18 protein-coding genes and 1 tRNA gene are annotated in these 15436 nt (G+C 67.4%); 7 read left to right on the top strand and 12 right to left on the bottom strand.

What is annotated here, in order from left to right:
* The coding region (locus tag JDV09_RS22125) for a tyrosine-type recombinase/integrase (RefSeq protein ID WP_372453001.1) at positions 1-623 on the top strand (623 nt) is incomplete at its 5' end.
* Positions 624-777: 154 nt separating this feature from the next.
* On the opposite strand, the gene JDV09_RS22120 is transcribed toward JDV09_RS22125, so the two are convergent.
* From JDV09_RS22120 to JDV09_RS22105, 4 genes are all read right to left on the bottom strand, one after another.
* The gene (locus JDV09_RS22120; protein ID WP_221371277.1) at positions 778-2208 is read right to left on the bottom strand and encodes an FAD-dependent oxidoreductase; all 1431 of its coding nucleotides are present in this window, start codon (positions 2206-2208) and stop codon (positions 778-780) included.
* 783 nt (positions 2209-2991) lie between these two features.
* Positions 2992-4008: a metallophosphoesterase family protein gene (locus JDV09_RS22115; protein ID WP_221371276.1), complete on the bottom strand. Its 1017-nt coding sequence runs from the start codon at positions 4006-4008 to the stop codon at positions 2992-2994.
* Positions 4001-4348: a hypothetical protein gene (locus JDV09_RS22110; RefSeq protein ID WP_221371275.1), complete on the bottom strand. Its 348-nt coding sequence runs from the start codon at positions 4346-4348 to the stop codon at positions 4001-4003. The genes JDV09_RS22115 and JDV09_RS22110 overlap by 8 nt, the downstream gene beginning before the upstream one ends.
* Complete coding sequence (locus JDV09_RS22105) at positions 4345-4923, bottom strand: HAD family hydrolase (protein WP_221371274.1); 579 nt, start codon at positions 4921-4923, stop codon at positions 4345-4347. The genes JDV09_RS22110 and JDV09_RS22105 overlap by 4 nt, the downstream gene beginning before the upstream one ends.
* A gap of 278 nt (positions 4924-5201) precedes the next feature.
* Between JDV09_RS22105 and JDV09_RS22100 the strand changes: the two genes are divergently transcribed.
* Positions 5202-6017, top strand: a complete 816-nt coding sequence (locus tag JDV09_RS22100) for a mycofactocin-coupled SDR family oxidoreductase (RefSeq protein ID WP_221371273.1) — start codon at positions 5202-5204, stop codon at positions 6015-6017.
* A gap of 255 nt (positions 6018-6272) precedes the next feature.
* Positions 6273-6698, top strand: coding sequence for a hypothetical protein (locus JDV09_RS22095; RefSeq protein ID WP_308124205.1), 426 nt, complete (start codon positions 6273-6275; stop codon positions 6696-6698).
* 19 nt (positions 6699-6717) lie between these two features.
* Here JDV09_RS22095 and JDV09_RS22090 read toward each other — a convergent pair.
* The 3 genes from JDV09_RS22090 to JDV09_RS22080 form a co-directional block, all read right to left on the bottom strand.
* A tRNA-Leu gene (locus JDV09_RS22090) sits at positions 6718-6791 on the bottom strand.
* Between the two features lie 45 nt (positions 6792-6836).
* On the bottom strand, positions 6837-7094 hold the full coding sequence (locus tag JDV09_RS22085) for a DUF7218 family protein (protein ID WP_221371271.1): 258 nt from the start codon (positions 7092-7094) through the stop codon (positions 6837-6839).
* An 80-nt stretch (positions 7095-7174) separates the two neighbouring features.
* Entirely contained in the window at positions 7175-7654 is a 480-nt protein-coding gene (locus tag JDV09_RS22080; RefSeq protein ID WP_221371270.1) for a DUF6328 family protein, read from the bottom strand.
* Between the two features lie 126 nt (positions 7655-7780).
* Here JDV09_RS22080 and JDV09_RS22075 point away from each other — a divergent pair, with 126 nt between their 5' ends.
* Both JDV09_RS22075 and JDV09_RS22070 read left to right on the top strand, forming a co-directional pair.
* Entirely contained in the window at positions 7781-8050 is a 270-nt protein-coding gene (locus tag JDV09_RS22075) for a DUF4235 domain-containing protein (protein ID WP_221371269.1), read from the top strand.
* Between the two features lie 74 nt (positions 8051-8124).
* Complete coding sequence (locus JDV09_RS22070) at positions 8125-8376, top strand: hypothetical protein (protein ID WP_221371268.1); 252 nt, start codon at positions 8125-8127, stop codon at positions 8374-8376.
* 101 nt (positions 8377-8477) lie between these two features.
* On the opposite strand, the gene JDV09_RS22065 is transcribed toward JDV09_RS22070, so the two are convergent.
* A complete protein-coding gene (locus JDV09_RS22065; protein ID WP_221371267.1) occupies positions 8478-9350 on the bottom strand; it encodes an alpha/beta fold hydrolase in 873 nt (290 codons plus the stop codon).
* 37 nt (positions 9351-9387) lie between these two features.
* On the opposite strand from JDV09_RS22065, the gene JDV09_RS22060 reads away from it, so the two are divergent.
* Together JDV09_RS22060 and JDV09_RS22055 are read left to right on the top strand one after the other, a co-directional pair.
* Positions 9388-11259 carry a propionyl-CoA synthetase gene (locus JDV09_RS22060; RefSeq protein WP_221371266.1) on the top strand — a complete coding sequence of 624 codons (1872 nt, stop codon included), beginning with the start codon at positions 9388-9390 and terminating at the stop codon, positions 11257-11259.
* A gap of 90 nt (positions 11260-11349) precedes the next feature.
* Positions 11350-11817, top strand: a complete 468-nt coding sequence (locus tag JDV09_RS22055) for a DUF4383 domain-containing protein (RefSeq protein ID WP_221371265.1) — start codon at positions 11350-11352, stop codon at positions 11815-11817.
* 15 nt (positions 11818-11832) lie between these two features.
* Here JDV09_RS22055 and JDV09_RS22050 read toward each other — a convergent pair whose 3' ends face one another.
* From JDV09_RS22050 to eno, 4 genes are read right to left on the bottom strand one after another with little or no spacing between them, the layout of a single operon-like run.
* The gene (locus JDV09_RS22050) at positions 11833-12789 is read right to left on the bottom strand and encodes a Ppx/GppA phosphatase family protein (protein WP_308124204.1); all 957 of its coding nucleotides are present in this window, start codon (positions 12787-12789) and stop codon (positions 11833-11835) included.
* Positions 12786-13277, bottom strand: a complete 492-nt coding sequence (locus tag JDV09_RS22045; protein ID WP_221371263.1) for a DUF501 domain-containing protein — start codon at positions 13275-13277, stop codon at positions 12786-12788. The genes JDV09_RS22050 and JDV09_RS22045 overlap by 4 nt, the downstream gene beginning before the upstream one ends.
* On the bottom strand, positions 13270-14055 hold the full coding sequence (locus JDV09_RS22040; RefSeq protein ID WP_221371262.1) for an FtsB family cell division protein: 786 nt from the start codon (positions 14053-14055) through the stop codon (positions 13270-13272). Before JDV09_RS22040 ends, JDV09_RS22045 begins: the two co-directional genes overlap by 8 nt.
* A 3-nt stretch (positions 14056-14058) precedes the next feature.
* Positions 14059-15348 carry a phosphopyruvate hydratase gene (gene eno / locus JDV09_RS22035; protein WP_221371261.1) on the bottom strand — a complete coding sequence of 430 codons (1290 nt, stop codon included), beginning with the start codon at positions 15346-15348 and terminating at the stop codon, positions 14059-14061.
* Positions 15349-15436 lie beyond the last annotated feature (88 nt).

Here is a 15436-nt window from a genome sequence, read left to right as displayed (position 1 = left end):
TTCGACGAGGAGATGCAGCTGATGGGCGACGTGTCCTACTACAACCTGCACAGGGCATACCTGGTGTCCGGGTAAACGGCCTGGACGTCCTCAAAGCCGCCCGCAAGCGCCAGACTGCCGAGCCGCTTGCGTTCGGTGCCGGGTACGGGTCCGGGGAGTACGTCGCCAGCGACGAGTTCGGTCAGCCGTACCACCCGAACCTGCTGACGTTCAGGTGGGGCAAGTTGCTCGACGAGTTGAAGATCGAGCGGGTGCGGCCCCATGACGCCCGCTATAGTTGCGCCGCGCTCATGCATCTGCGCGGTGTGCCGGTAGCGGTGATCGCGACCTGGCTGGGACGCGCCAGCGCGGCGTTCACGATGGCGGTCTACGCGCACAGCCAAAACGCCGCCCCGAAGGACGCCGGGACGAGGTTGGGTCGGGTTGTGACAACTCGTGACACCGAGTCCGGCTCCGAAGCCGGACGACGACCGCTGAAAACTCCTCCTAACAGCGCGTTTCGTGTGCCCCAGTCGGACTCGAACCGACACTGGGCGGATTATAAGAACTCCGGTCCGGGTTTCGGCGACCAGGCGAAACGGTTCGCTGAAGCGATCATATTGACTGCAAGACAGCGTTTTTGAGCGTTGCCGGTACGGCTGCGGTACGGGCTCGATTCGCCCTGGAATCGCCCCCGGTCGCCGCGTTGACGCCGCGACGAGATTTGCTCGCGGCTGTTAGCTACCGGTGGCCGAGGCGGGTAGGCGGACGCGTGTCAATGCCTGCAAGGCCGGTTCGTCAGCGATGCCCCGAAGATGCCGGTGTGACGCGATCTGCCCCGGCAGTGGCGAGACGCGTGCAAGTGGGTGGTGTGGCGAGAAGGTTGCCGTAGTCGGAGATGTCGGGTCTTGCGGCGGCGGCCGCGTGTCCGGCGATACGGCCCTGGGTGAAAGCGCCGCTGATGTGCAGCCCGACCATGCCGGCGGCGGCGTTGAGTCCTGCGGTGGTGTCCCCGGCGGCGTAGAGGCCCGGGATCATTGCGCCGAAGACGTCGATCACCTGCATCCGCGTCGTGGTGCGGAATCCACCGCAGGAGATGTTCACACCTTCAACCATGGGCACCGCCAGCAGGTGCTCGCCCAAGGCGCGCCGTCCCTGCGGCAGGGCGGTGCGCCCGAACTGTGGGTCGCTGATCGCCGTGGAGGCCAGGAAGTTGTTCCATTCGCCGATGGTGGCGGTGAGCCGCTCAGCGGGCACCTGCAGGATTGCGACCAACTCCGCGACGTTGGTGACACGGGTCGGGGGCTGGGGCATCTGCTCGATGAGGTGGGCCTGCGACCGCGCCACCTGCTCGTCGAGGAGGTACCAGGCGCGGCGCTGGTCCTGTTGGCGCAGCGCTGCGACCCGATCCGCGAAGGGGCCGGTCTCATCGTGGAACCGCGCGCCGACGGAGTTGACCGCGATGGCGTTTTCCACCACGGTCGAGGCGGCCAGCACCGTCGGGGGAAGGTATGCCATGTTGACCAGATCTCCGCCGACGATGCTGCCCATCACGTGGCCGTCGCCGCGGCAGTCCGGTGTACCGAAATAAGACGACTGGGCCGAGGCAAACGACTGGTAGCGCGCCCGCAACCGGTGGCCGGCCTGGTAGCCACCGGTGGCCAACACCACCGCCCGCCGCGCGCGAACGGTCAACGGCATCCCGCCCTCGATACGGTGGGCGATCACACCGGCGATGCGGCCTTCCTCGACGATGAGCCGCTCTGCGCGAACACCGAATTCGGTGCGGACGGCGGTCTGCGCGAAGTCGGGTGCGTAGGCCCGGCCAAACATGACAGGGTCCACCACCGCCTGGATCCGGTCGACGCTGTGTTCCGGTCTGGGCACCCTGCGACTGAACCGCACGCCGCGGCGGGTCAGGATCCGGTAGGTCGTCGCGCTCGCGGCGGCGAACTGCCGGATCGCCGGCTCGTCCCAGACCAATCCGTACTCGTCTGCGGCTTGGCGGTAGGCGGCACGGGCGTCGGCAACGAACGCGTCCCGTGCGGCCGCATCGGAATCGACGAAAGCAAGGTATCCGTTCGAGCGGACCGCGTTGCCGCCGAGGCGACTCCCCGACTCCACGACGATGACCGAGGCCCCAGCCCGTGACGCGGACGCCGCCGCTGCCATCCCGGCCGGCCCCGCGCCGATGATCACGACATCTGCGCTGATCAATTCACTGTTCATGCCATGACCATCGCGCCCAACGGCAATCCCGGGCGTCCGCCAGCCGAGCCATAAGGCGGATGCGTGCAACTGAGGCGAGGTCGGCGCGCCCCATCGCTTCGGTCGGTGAAGAGTGCTACCCCGTCGAGAGTCGCAACCCGCCCTCCCGACTCCGCCTTGTCCGTGTGGTGGCGGGAGTCTTGAAGCGCTCGCATCTGGGTCGGCGTCACCGCTTCGGGGGCGGGCCGGATCGAGGGCGCAGTACGCATTATGTCTTGCAGCACAACACCTTTTCCTTCATTTCGTGTCGCGATACTTCCGCGTTCGCATTCCAGATTCCTGCACCGATGTGACCCCCGGAGGAGAGGAACGTGAGAGCTCTCTCATACAGGGCCGGAAACCCCTTTACAGCTGAACACCGCACGATGGCGGGCGATGGCCGGCCTCACTGCTTGGGAAGGCTGCAGTCACAGCCTCAGGCAAGGGAACGCCGGATTACAGGGGCGAAGCCAGGTGAAGACCGTTGGGCTTTGTGAATCGCCTGGTTCTGCCGGAAGCTCCGGAAACGCCGGGACGAGTCAGAGAGCGTTTTCCGCACCGGGATGAGCCATCGATGGGAGACACCCAAATATCGGGGAACCGTTCACGCGCCGGAACGGCTCACAAGTAGCCATTCGACTCCAGCTGGTGCTCGATGAGATCGATCCCACAGATCGTGGATGGCCGATGATGGAGCTTATGGCGTTGTCCCATAACAGAAGAGACGATCGATACGGATTCCGGTCGTCCTTCCTGCAACGGTTGTTATCGATCTGGGCTGTACATCCCGAACTCGACGGTGTGGTCGCCTTCAATGGGGCCGTGCTTGTCGAGGATGCCGTTCAGAAGCAAGTTGGCGATCTTTGGGCCGTTTCTGGTCATGGTGACCCAGACGACATGATCGATCGCGCCGTGCCGTGGAACGTTCATCGCGCCTGTCATTGCGGTGGTGATGTAGTCGCGGCCGAACCGCTGGGTGTAGTCATAGGTGTGGGTGTGGGCGGCAAACACCGTGTAGTCGCGGTCCGTGAGCAGCTCCTCGATGCGAGCGAAGTTCGCGGGGTCTCGTTCCTCGCCGGTCGCGCTGCACCAGGCCGGCGAGTGCATCATCACGAAAACCCAGCGCACGTCCGTATTGTCCGCGAGAACTCGACGGAAGTAGTCGACTTGTTGGTCGCTGATGTTGATCGTGCCGAAGTACGACTCAATCGGCTCGGCGAGCTCCATCAGCTTCGCGGTGCTGGCACCTTCTCCGACAGCAGCTTTCACGGCTTTGTAGGCGTCGGCGAGCATCTTCGCCCGGACCGGATCGTTCTCGAGCAGGGCGTCGGTGTCTTTGGGTGGATCCTCGGTGTTGACCATCAGAAAGAGGGCGTCCTTATAGCGGAAGTGGTAGTACTCGCGCTCTCCGCCGAACCGTTCATGCCACACCTTCACCGACGGCGGGTTGTTGAGGTCGTGATTGTCGGGAAGGTAGAAGAACGGCATCTCGAGCACCTCGACATATCCGTCGAACTCCCGCCACCACTCCCGGTAGGTCTCTTCGGTCGCAGGAGTACCGTCTGGTGCGGTGTATCCCTCGACCAGATCACCGAGATTGACGACGAACTCGGGATGAAGCAAGTTCAACATGCGAAGCCCTGCAGCAACAACGCCTCGACGAGGACCTCCTGAATTGTCGGCCAGTACCGCGAAGTGAAACTCGTCGGGATCGTTCTTGAAGTCGAGATGGGTGTAGGGATGGACGTCCGGATCGGTGCTGAACATGGCGCTGTCAGTCAAGGTGCTGTTCCTTATCTTCGGCGAACACGGTGCTCCAGTCGTTCTTGATGCTGGCCATCGTCCATCCGCGTTGAGCGCCGACATGGAGGATCCGATCGGCGCCGGCGGTGTAGGCGTGTTCGCGCTCGGGATCGTCGTGCACGAGCACCAAGGCGAATTGGGCCACGTCCAGCATCTCGATGTCGACGTCACCGTTGCCGGCGGCGAAGCGGGGCAACCGGCCGGTTCGGGCGAACAGGTGCGACGGCTTGCCCGGACCCAAGGCGAGTTCGCCGTGCATCACGTTCTGGCGAACGAGTCGCCCGTCGCGGTAGGTCCACTCCGGTGCCGAGCCGATCACGTTCTCCTGAAGGATCCCCAGGTGTCCTCGGCGATCACCCGCATGAAGTCCCGGCCGCCGCCGGAGCAGACGAAGATCCGCCACTGGTGGGCCCGCAGCAGATCGAACAGCTCCAACATCGGCTGGTATACCAACTCGGTGCACCGCTTGTCGAACTTCTCGTCGCGGTATGACGCCACGAACGCACAAACCTCGGCGTCGTAATCCTCCGGGGAGGTGCCTTCCCATGCCTCGCCGATGCCCTGGAGGAACAGTTCGACCGCCCAGGGCTCCTGACGGGTGACCCCGCCGAGGAACTCGGAGTCCTGGTTGACAATCGACCGGTACGGTTCGCGGTCGGCCAGCGAGGGGTCGTCGCGCACCACTCCGACCAACTTGTTCAACAGGAACGGTGCCTGCGGTGGCATCGGTTGTTCGACCCACAGGGTTCCGTCGTTGTCGAAGGCCGCCAGCCGATCTGCCGGTGCGACGAAGTCGGCGGACGCCTCATCGGACGACCGCTCAATAAACTCGACAATCGCCGCTTTGACCGATCCGGCGTTCCAGCTCGGCAGACGATCAACAGTCTGTGACATGGCGGCCTCCTCGTGCCGTGACCGCAACTGTACTTCGTAACCAGCACATGAAATTGGAACCACCTAAACCGCCGGTGCCGTTCGCTCCTGTCACGTCCGACAGCCTCAGCGGCCCGGTCGACACCCATCTTGTGTAGTCGTCGTCTCCGTTTCTCAAAGTTTTTCTCGGTGACCCATTCGCACGAAAGCTGGATTCATCCTTGCGGATATTTGAGCGACCGCTCAAGCTGAGAGCGTGCGACCCCGGGGGGGCCGCGGATATCTGGACAGGAGCGGTTATGGGAAAGCTCGACGGCAAGGTCGCTTTCATCAGTGGGGCCGCCCGGGGTCAGGGCCGCGCACACGCGGTGCGCCTCGCGGAGGAGGGCGCCGACATCATCGCGATCGACGTGTGCGCGCAATACCCGACCGTGGTCTACAAGATGTCGGAGCCGGAAGACCTCGCCGAAACCGTGCGGCAGGTCGAGTCCCTTGGCCGGCGCATTGTGGCCCGTGAGGCCGATGTCACAGATTTCCCGGCGCTTCAGAAGGCGTTCGACGACGGGGTGGCCGCGCTCGGCGGAGTCGACATTGTGGTCGCCAATGCCGGAATCGGTCCGGGCGGCCAAAGTACTGACGACGAACAATGGGATGACGTCGTGAACGTCAACATGAAGGGCGTCTGGAACACCGTGCGCGTTGCCGTGCCGACCATGCTCACGCAGGACCGAGGCGGTTCGATCATCCTGACCAGTTCGACCGGCGGCCTCATCGGCGCCCCTGTCGTCTCCGGCGGGATGCTGGGGTACACCGCCGCCAAGCACGGCGTCATCGGCATCATGCGCACTTACGCGAATTATCTTGCACCCCATTATATTCGAGTCAACAGCGTGGCGCCGACGACCGTCGCGACACCGATGGCGAACAATGGCGATCTCAGCATGCTGAAGAAGTTCGAGCCGGCCATCGCACGCTCGCTCGAGAATGCGATCCCGGTCGACTATGTCGAGGCCCGCGACGTAGCCAATGCGGTCGCGTGGCTTGCATCCGACGACGCTCGGTACGTCACCGGCACCGTCGTGCCGGTGGACGCTGGGCTGCTCAACAAGTGCTGATAGAGGGACTCGAACCGGCCGTGACTTCTGGGTTTGCGCCCCGGTTGCATAGCAGTTTTGACTAACGCACGATGGGTATCTGAGCAACACCTGAACAAGACACCAATTTTGTGTGAAGCGAGGAGTTGGGAGCCCGCACGAGCCGATCAAGTCACCCGCTCAGCGCACCCGACATGCGCACCGCGGGAACGGAGCCACGAGTTGAACGCCCGATTCAGTCTGTTGCTTTCTTCCGTTCAGCTTGCTGCCGCACTCGTGTTCGCACCTGGCGCCTCCGCTGACACGATCCCGGGGGCGGAGGCTGCCATCGCCAAGGCCGAAAGCGCGCTCGGGTCAGACCAGTTCGGCCCATACGGATGCGAGGCTTTCGTGGCCTACGCCTACGACGTGCCGCAGGCTCAGTACGGCTGGGACGGCGCCGCCGAAACCATGTACCAAACCCTCCTTCGACAAGGTCAGATACACACCGACATGGATCCTCCGCGGGGAGCACTTGTCTTCAGCAAGAGCCCGTACGGCGCCCACATCGACATCGCCCTCGGTGACGGGAAATACATCTCCGGAGGGGTCCAAGGGCTCAAGCGGGGGTACGGCGACGGGCACAACATCCAGATTCTGCCGAGCCCCCATGTGGGGTTCAATTGGACCTACCGGGGCTGGAGTCTGGGTTACCCCCAATAACTCCCACGGGCCTTCACAGTGCCCCCAGTCGGACTCGAACCGACACTGGGCGGATTTTAAGTCCGCTGCCTCTGCCAATTGGGCTATGGGGGCCAGCCGCTGATCCTACGGCCGACCCCGAGCTCCGCGGCGCGGGCGTCAGTGATTGCGCAGCGCGTCGATCAGCTTGCCCTTGGTCATCCGGGAGTATCCCGACAACCCGAGCTCTTTGGCGCGCTGCCGTAGGTCGCCGACCGTCCAGTCGTCATAGGAGCCGGCCTTGCCCCCCTTGCGTCCCAGCGCGGACTTGCCTCGTGCGGCGGCCGCATTGGCGATGCGGGCCGATTTCTCCTTCGAGTTGCCCTCGCGGCGAAGATCGTCGTAGAGCTTCTCGTTCTTGATCGATGCGTTGGGCACGGATCCACCTCCTCGCGATTGGTCACCGACGATCGGGTGCCCGGTCAGCCGCGCACCAAACCACGGCGTCCGGTGGCCGCTCAGGACTCGTCGTGCATGCGCATCGTCATAGGAGCGACCAGCCAAAACGCCACGAACAACACCAGCGCACACGCCCCGGCGAACAACGCCGCGGGCCGACCTGCCACCACGTCGAAGATGATGATCGTCATCCCGGCCACCGCGAGGCCGAGCAGCAACAGGCCGGCATACGCGCAGCGGTGCGCGGCGGTGACCAGCGATGCGAGCCGACGGCGCCGGAACAGCAGTCGGTGCATCGCCACGGGCGCGATGAGCAGGGCCGTCGACACCACCGCCGCGCTCACGGTGGCCAGATACAGCATCTGCATGGCGTCGCTGAGCATGTCGAACCGGGATTGGAACGGCAGGGTCAGCAGGAACCCGGTCAGCAATTGCACACCGGTCTGCACCACCCGCAGCTCCTGCAGCAGGCTGGTCCAGTTGCGGTCCAGCCGCTCGCTCGCGGTCTCGTTGCGCAGGACGGGATCGTCGCCCTCCATCACCCGATCCTCGCACCGCACCGGGCCGGGATGCACGGACCGGCCGCGCCCAACGCGTTTGACCAGCCACGACCCGGGTAGACATGACCACGCCACGTGTTGTGCCGCAGAAGAATTGGAGTAAGCGTGAGTGACATCTCGAGATCGCTGTACACACCGCTGTCGACGGCCGCCAGCATCGCCGGCGGCCTGCTGGCCGGGGCGGTGTTCGGCCAGATCTGGAAACGCGTCGGTGAGGCCGAACCACCCGACCCACAGGACCTCAAGCAACCATTGTCGGCCGTGATGATCGCTGCGGCCTTGCAGGGTGTGACCTGGGGAATCGTGCGCGCCGCGGTGCAGCGCGCCGGCGCGCACGGCTACCGCGCGGTGACCGCCGAGCCGCCGCCCACCTGATCACAAGAAGATCTCAAAGCCAATCCACAGCTTTCGGCGAGCACGCTCTCAGAACACGCCCGCACGGTGGAGTCATGGCTCGCACAATCGACATCAAGCAGGCTGCCGCAACCGGCTCCCGCCGGGTCTGGGGTGGCGCCGTTCTCATCTTCTTCGCCAGCATCGGTGTGATGCTGCTGGCCACGTCGGCCGCGGCCTCGCCGCTGGCCTACTGGGCGATCTCTTCGGTGGCGCTGCTGACCGCGCTCGTCGTGCTCGGCGCCGGCGAATGCGCCTGGGAGCGCACGGTGGCCGACGCCCGCGCTGAGGGCGTGATCGCCCGCTGACGCCCGCTCGCGGCGAGTGAGAGGCCACGGCTGTGCTCACCGCGCGGATCGCAACCCGGAACGCTATTCCGCGGGAACCCGCGGGAACTCGCGGGAAGCGGCTATGCCACGGGTGCTTCAGCCGCCAGCGCGATCAGTCTGGCCCGCACCAGATCCGGACGTTCGTCGATGATGAAATGCCCGGCGTCGACCAGCTCGAGGGTGTAGTCCTCGGCGCGGGCGGTCTCCGCCGCGGCCAGATCGGGGTGGATGGCGGCGTCGTCGCGGCCGAACAGCGCCCGCGTCGGCACCGTCGAGCGTCGCCGCTCACCGTTGCGCGCCCCGCCCGGGATCTCCTTCACCAGGAACGTGCGGTAGGTGTCACGTGCGCTGCGTGCGACCACCGGGTCGCGGAAGCGTTCGGAGTAGACACGCACCGTCTCGGCATCGAGGCTGGGTGCAGCCACCCGGAAGATCAGCTTCTCCAGAAACTTGGTGCGCCGCTGCAGCGGCACCCCGGCGAACGCCACCATCGGCTGGTACCGCAGAAAACGCCAGAAGTGCGGGGCCAGGGTCTTCGACGTGACCCACGGGTGGGCGATGTTGAGCGCCAGGTAGCCCTCGATGCGTTCGGGCACCCGCAGCGTCAGCAGATGCCCGATGTAGCCGCCCCAGTCGTGGCCGACCAGCAGCACGCGCTGCAGACCCATCTCGTCCATCAGCGCCACCACATCGCTTGCCACATCCTCCTTGGCCCAGCGGTGTGGCGCGGGGCCCGACCATCCGTAGCCGGGCAGATCTGGCGCGATGATCCGCATGCCCTCGGGCGGATCGGCCAGCAGATCGTGATACACCCCGTGGTGTTGCGGCCAGCCGTGCAGCGCCAGTACCGGGCGGCCGCCCTCCGGACCAGCCTCGGTCACGTGGAACCGCACCCCGCGGGCTTCCACATAGTGCCGGCGCACTGCCCGAATGGAGGGGGGTTCGCTGGTCATTGCCCCGAGACTAATCGGCACGCGATACGGTTCGGGTATGCCCGGGTACCGCGACCTGTTCGACGCCAGCATCAACGATCCCTCGGCCTTCTGGGCCGACGCCGCGAGCGCGGTCTCCTGGACCCGCCACCCGCAGCGGATCCTCGACGACGGCCATCCCCCGTTCTACCGCTGGTTCCCCGACGCCGAGCTCAACACGTGCGCCAACGCACTGGACCGCCACGTCGACGGCGGACGGGCCGACCAGCTCGCGCTCATCTACGACTCCGCGGTCACCGACACCAAACGGACCTACTCCTATGCGGAGCTGCTCGAGCAGACCGCACGCTTCGCCGGGGCGCTGCGCAGCCTGGGCGTCGGCAAGGGCGACCGTGTCGTCATCTACATGCCGATGATCCCCGAGGCGGTCATCGCGATGCTCGCTTGCGCCCGGCTGGGCGCGGTGCACTCGGTGGTGTTCGGCGGCTTCGCCCCGCACGAGCTGGCGGTACGCATCGACGACGTCCGGCCGACGGTGATCGTGTCGGCATCCTGCGGTATCGAGCCGGCGCGCGTGGTCGAGTACAAGCCGATGCTCGACGCCGCGATCGCGATGACCGAGCACCCGCCGGCGCATTGCGTTGTGGTGCAACGTGATCGGCATCGCTGCGAGCTGATCGAGGGCCGCGACCTGGACTGGGCCGACGTGATGGCGGGCGCGCAGCCCGTCGACCCCGTTCCGGTGGCGGCCACCGACCCGCTCTACGTGCTCTACACGTCGGGCACCACGGGTAAGCCCAAGGGCATCGTGCGCGACAACGGCGGGCACGCGGTCGCGCTGCTGTGGAGCATGCGCCACATCTACGACCTCAACCCGGGCGAGGTGTTCTGGGCGGCCTCCGACGTCGGGTGGGTGGTCGGCCACTCCTACATCGTCTACGCGCCGCTGCTGTTGGGCGCCACCACCGTGCTCTACGAGGGCAAGCCGGTGGGCACCCCCGACCCCGGCGCGTTCTGGCGGGTCGCCTCCGAACACGACGTGAAGGCGCTGTTCACCGCGCCGACCGCGATCCGCGCGATCCGCAAGGAGGACCCGGAGGGCAAGTACCTGGCCGACTACGACCTGTCGGCGCTGAAATACCTGTTCCTGGCCGGCGAGCGGCTGGACCCCGACACGTATCACTGGGCCACCGACCAGCTCGGCATCCCGGTGATCGACCACTGGTGGCAGACCGAGACCGGCTGGGCGATCGCGGCCAATCCGATGGGCACCGAGCAACTTCCGATCAAGCCCGGGTCGCCGACGGTGCCGATGCCCGGCTACGACATCCACATCCTGCACGACGACGGCTACCGTTGCGAAGCCGGCGAGGAGGGCGCCATCTGCATCAGGCTGCCGCTGCCTCCCGGCACGCTGCCGACGCTGTGGAACGCCGAGGCCCGCTACGAGGCGTCCTATCTGTCCGAGCACCCCGGCTACTACCTGACCGGTGACGGCGGCCGTTTCGACGAGGACGGCTACCTGTTCGTGATGGGCCGCATCGACGACGTCATCAACGTGGCCGGGCACCGGCTGTCGACGGGCGCGATCGAGGAGGTGCTGGCCACCCATCCGTCGGTGGCGGAGTGCGCGGTGATCGGTGTGCCCGACGAGATCAAGGGGCAGGCCCCGCGCGGGCTGGTCGTCATCAAGGCGGGCGCGACGACCGACGGTCTGGCCGAGGAACTGGTGCGGCTGGTGCGCGACGAGATCGGCGCGGTGGCGGCGTTCAAGCTGGTCGACGTTGTTCCGGCGCTGCCCAAGACCCGGTCGGGCAAGATCCTGCGCAAGACGCTGCGCGGCATCGCCGCGGGCCGTGACGAACCGGTGCCCTCGACGATCGAGGACCCGTCGGTGCTCGACGCGCTGACGCCGCTGCTGCGACCCTGACCCGGATCGCGCCCGCGGCGTTATCCGCGGGGGCGGGGTGGGTACTTCCTCACTATGCACGTCAATTGTAGACGTGGAGGAGGCGCGGCGATGGCGCAGACCCCGAGGTACATGGCGGTGCAGGGCGCCGCACTGATGGTCGCGGTCGGGCTCACGGTCCTGGGAGCACTGGGTTTCGTCCCCGGCGCGACCACGCACTTCGACCAGCTGGTGGTGGGCGGACACCGTTCCGGCGCTCTGCTGTTCGGCGTGTTCGCGCTGTCGGTGCTGCTGAACCTGTTTCACCTCGCGGTCGGCACCGCGGGCTTCTGGCTGGCCCGCACCTACGGGGGGGCACGCGGTTATCTGCTGCTCGGTGGGGCCCTCTACCTCGGGCTGTGGCTCTACGGGCTGCTGGTGGAACGCGGCAGCCAGGCCCACGTCGTCCCGCTCAACGGCGCGGACAACTGGCTGCACCTGATCCTCGGCCTGGTGATGCTGCTGCTGGCGGTCACCCTCGGCGGCCAGCACGACCCGACCAAGTCAGCCGGACGGGCCCGGATCCACGCCGCACATTAGCTCCCACCGGGCGGCTCACCCGATCGACAGCGCAATCCCGTCGAGAATGTCGTGTTCGCTGACCACCAGCTCGGTGATGCCCGCCTTCTCCCCGAGCGCCGCGGCGAGTTCCTGCACCACGATGGCGCCCCCGCCGATGACATCTACCCGTCCCTCGTGCATCGGGCCGAGGACCGCCCGCTGGGCGCGGGTCATTGCCAGCAGCTCGGCGCACACCCGCAGCAGGTCGCCGAAACCCACCCGGGACAGATGGATGGCCTCGGAGTCGTAGGTGGTCATCTTCAGCGCCAGGGCCGCCAGCGTGGTCATCGTTCCCGCGACTCCGACCCAGGTTCGGGCACGTTCGACGGGCACCGACCGCAGCGCCTCCCCGAGGCGCTCGCGGACCACTGCCCGTGCGGCGGCGATCTCCTCCCCGGTCGGCGGATCGGAGTGCAGGCAGCGCTCGGTCAGGCGCACGCAACCGATGTCGGCCGAGTAGCCGGCCACCACCTCTTCGAAGTCCGCCGACCCGAGCACCACCTCGGTGGAGCCGCCACCCAGGTCGACGACGACGAAAGGCGCTGCAGCCGGGTCTAATTCACCGACCGCGCCGCGGAACGACAGCTCCGCCTCGGCGGCGCCGGTGATCACCTCGGCGACCGCGCCGGGCACGACCGAGCCCAGAACCTCGGAGGTCATCGTGAAGAAGGCCTCCCGGTTGGCGACGTCGCGGGCCGCCGACGTCGCGACCATCCGCACCGCCCCGACATCGTGGCGGCGCATCAGCTCCGCGTAGTCGGCCAGGGCGATCTTCGTGCGCATCAACGCATCTGGCGCGAACTGCCCGGTGGCGTCGACGCCCTGGCCGAGGCGAACGATGCGCATCTCCCGGTGCACGTCGCGAAGCCGACCGTCGGCCGGGTCGTTGACATCGGCGATCAGCAGCCGGATCGAGTTGGTGCCGCAGTCGACGGCGGCCACCCGGCTCACGCCCACCGCTCCGGATCGAGAATCCCCGCCATCGCGGGTTCGGATGCCAGCACCGCCAGGGCTTCGTCACCGAACGGGTTCACACCCGGTCCTTTCGCCAGCGCATGGGCGATCACCACATGCAGACACTTCACCCGGTCGGGCATCCCGCCACCGGAGAACGTCGTCCCCAGCGGCTCGATCGCGTCGCGTTCGGCCAGATACGACTCGTGCGCCCGGCGGTAGGCGGCGGCCAGCTCCGGATCCTGCGCCAGCCGATCGGTCATGTCACGCATCAGCCCCGAGGACTCCAGCCGGCTGGCCGCCGCCGTGAGCACCGGATGAGTCAGGTAGTACAACGTCGGAAACGGTGTCCCGTCCGGCAACCGGGGCGCGGTCTTGACCACCGCCGGTTCACCGTTGGGGCAGCGGTAGGCGATCTCGAGCACACCCCGGGGCTCGCGGCCCAGCTGCCGCGCCATCGCCTCGAGATCGGCCGGCTCAACCACCGGGCGGGGGCGGCGCGCCGGGCGCGACGGGCTCGGGGACACCAGGCGCGCCGGGCGCGACGGGCTCGGGAGCGACGGGCGGGCCGGGCGGGCCGGGCGGGACCGGCGGTGGCATCGGTGAAATGCCGTGCGGCGCATCGGCGACGGTGTGCCACAGCGCCGTGTACCAGGGGTCACGGCTGTTCGATGCGGCCGGCTGGTCGACCGGTGCGGCGGGCGCGGTCGCGCCGGGTGGCAGCTGCACCTGGTACGGGATGTCACCGGGCATGACGAAGCCGAGCCGTTCCCGGGCCTGCGCGGCGATGAAGACCGGATCGGCGAGCTTGTCCTTCTGCTGCTCGAGGTCGGCGATCTGCTCGCGCAGCTGCGCCTCGGCGGCCTGCAGTTGCTTCATCTCGGTGCGCTGCGCGAAGTAGGTGCGCACCGGCCCGGCGATCGTCAGCGTCAGAACGCACACGACGGCGGCCAGGATCGCCGCGCGGCGGGCCGTCGACCCGAAGCGCTGCTCGGCCGCCTGCTCCGCGGACGCCGCGATGATCTCCCGGATCGACCCGCCGCCGGCTGCGACGTCGGTGGTGTCTTCGGCGTCGGTGCCCGGGCTCTCGCCCGCCGGCCGCGAATCTGCGGGACGGCCGTCGCGACGCGACGTCCCCCGCGGTTTGGTCCGTCCGTCGTCGCCGGCCTGGCCCGGCTTCCCGGGCCGGGACGCCGGAACCTTGCGGCTGCGCGCGTCCCCGCTGGACCGCCGCCGCGGGTCGGGCCGTTTCGGTTCGGGCACGGGCTATTTGGTCTCCGGGGTGAATCGCGGGAAGGCCAGGTCGCCGGCGTAGCGTGCGGCGTCGCCGAGCTCTTCCTCGATGCGCAGCAGCTGGTTGTACTTCGCCACCCGCTCGCTGCGGGCCGGGGCGCCGGTCTTGATCTGGCCGCTGCCGACGGCCACCGCCAGGTCGGCGATCGTGGTGTCCTCGGTCTCACCGCTGCGGTGGCTCATCATCGTCTTGTACCCGGCGTTGTGCGCCAGCGACACCGCGTCGAGCGTCTCGGTGAGGGTGCCGATCTGGTTCACCTTCACCAGCAGCGCGTTGGCGGCCCCCTTCTCGATGCCGTCCTCGAGCCGTTCGGGGTTGGTGACGAACAGGTCGTCGCCGACGATCTGGATCTTGTCGCCGATTGCGGTGGTCAGGGTCACCCAGCCGTCCCAGTCGTCCTCGGACAGCGGGTCCTCGATCGACACCAGCGGGTAGCCGCCGAGCAGCTCCTCGTAGAAGGCCGTCATCTGCTCGGCCGTGCGGGTCTCCTTCTCGAAGGCGTAGCCCGTCCCGTCGGTGTAGAACTCGGTGGCCGCCACGTCGAGCGCCAGGGCGACGTCGGCACCCACCTTGAGACCGGCCGCCTCGATGGCCGATCCGATCAGGTCCAGGGCTGCCTTCGTGCCGGGCAGGTCGGGCGCGAACCCGCCCTCGTCGCCGAGTCCGGTGGCCAGGCCCTGCTTCTTGAGCACCGACTTCAGCGAGTGGTAGACCTCGGCGCCCCAGCGCAGCGCCTCCTTGAAGCTCGGCGCGCCGATCGGGGCGATCATGAACTCCTGCACGTCGACGCCGGTGTCGGCGTGCGCGCCGCCGTTGATGATGTTCATCATCGGGACCGGCAGGATGTGCGCGTTGGGTCCGCCGACGTAGCGGAACAACGGCAGCTCGGCGGACTGCGCTGCGGCCTTGGCCACCGCCAGCGACACACCGAGGATCGCGTTGGCGCCCAGCCGTGACTTGTCCGGGGTGCCGTCGAGGTCGACCAGCGCCTGGTCGACGAGGCGCTGTTCGTCGGCGCCGAGGCCGATGACCGCGGGCGCGATCTCGTCCAGCACCGCCTCGACCGCCTTCTGCACACCCTTACCCAGGTAGCGGGCGCCGCCGTCGCGGAGCTCGACGGCCTCGTGCTCGCCGGTCGACGCACCGGACGGGACGGCGGCACGGGCAACGGTGCCGTCCAGCAGGCCCACCTCGACCTCGACTGTCGGGTTCCCGCGGGAATCGAGGATTTCGCGGGCTCCGACCTGCTCGATGATGGGCACTGTTGCCTCCTTGATCTCAGGGACGTGACGGGCTCTCACGCCGGCTTCCTATGGGCTTCACTACGGACTTCAGGCTGGGCACGGAAAC

Source organism: Mycolicibacterium xanthum, from assembly GCF_019710635.1.
In the GTDB taxonomy this organism is placed as follows: domain Bacteria; phylum Actinomycetota; class Actinomycetes; order Mycobacteriales; family Mycobacteriaceae; genus Mycobacterium; species Mycobacterium xanthum.
Note: the sequence above shows the minus strand (reverse complement) of the source record. Positions and strands in the feature narration are given on the sequence as shown.

Bases quoted from the DNA above. Each gene is read 5' to 3' on its own strand.
- JDV09_RS22065 (WP_221371267.1), bottom strand. From the start codon at position 9,350: ATGACCAGCGAACCCCCCTCCATTCGGGCAGTGCGCCGGCACTATGTG.
- JDV09_RS22100 (WP_221371273.1), top strand. From the start codon at position 5,202: ATGGGAAAGCTCGACGGCAAGGTCGCTTTCATCAGTGGGGCCGCCCGG.
- JDV09_RS22105 (WP_221371274.1), bottom strand. From the start codon at position 4,923: ATGTCACAGACTGTTGATCGTCTGCCGAGCTGGAACGCCGGATCGGTC.
- JDV09_RS22080 (WP_221371270.1), bottom strand. From the start codon at position 7,654: ATGGAGGGCGACGATCCCGTCCTGCGCAACGAGACCGCGAGCGAGCGG.
- JDV09_RS22120 (WP_221371277.1), bottom strand. From the start codon at position 2,208: ATGAACAGTGAATTGATCAGCGCAGATGTCGTGATCATCGGCGCGGGG.
- JDV09_RS22070 (WP_221371268.1), top strand. From the start codon at position 8,125: ATGGCTCGCACAATCGACATCAAGCAGGCTGCCGCAACCGGCTCCCGC.
- JDV09_RS22055 (WP_221371265.1), top strand. From the start codon at position 11,350: ATGGCGCAGACCCCGAGGTACATGGCGGTGCAGGGCGCCGCACTGATG.
- JDV09_RS22060 (WP_221371266.1), top strand. From the start codon at position 9,388: ATGCCCGGGTACCGCGACCTGTTCGACGCCAGCATCAACGATCCCTCG.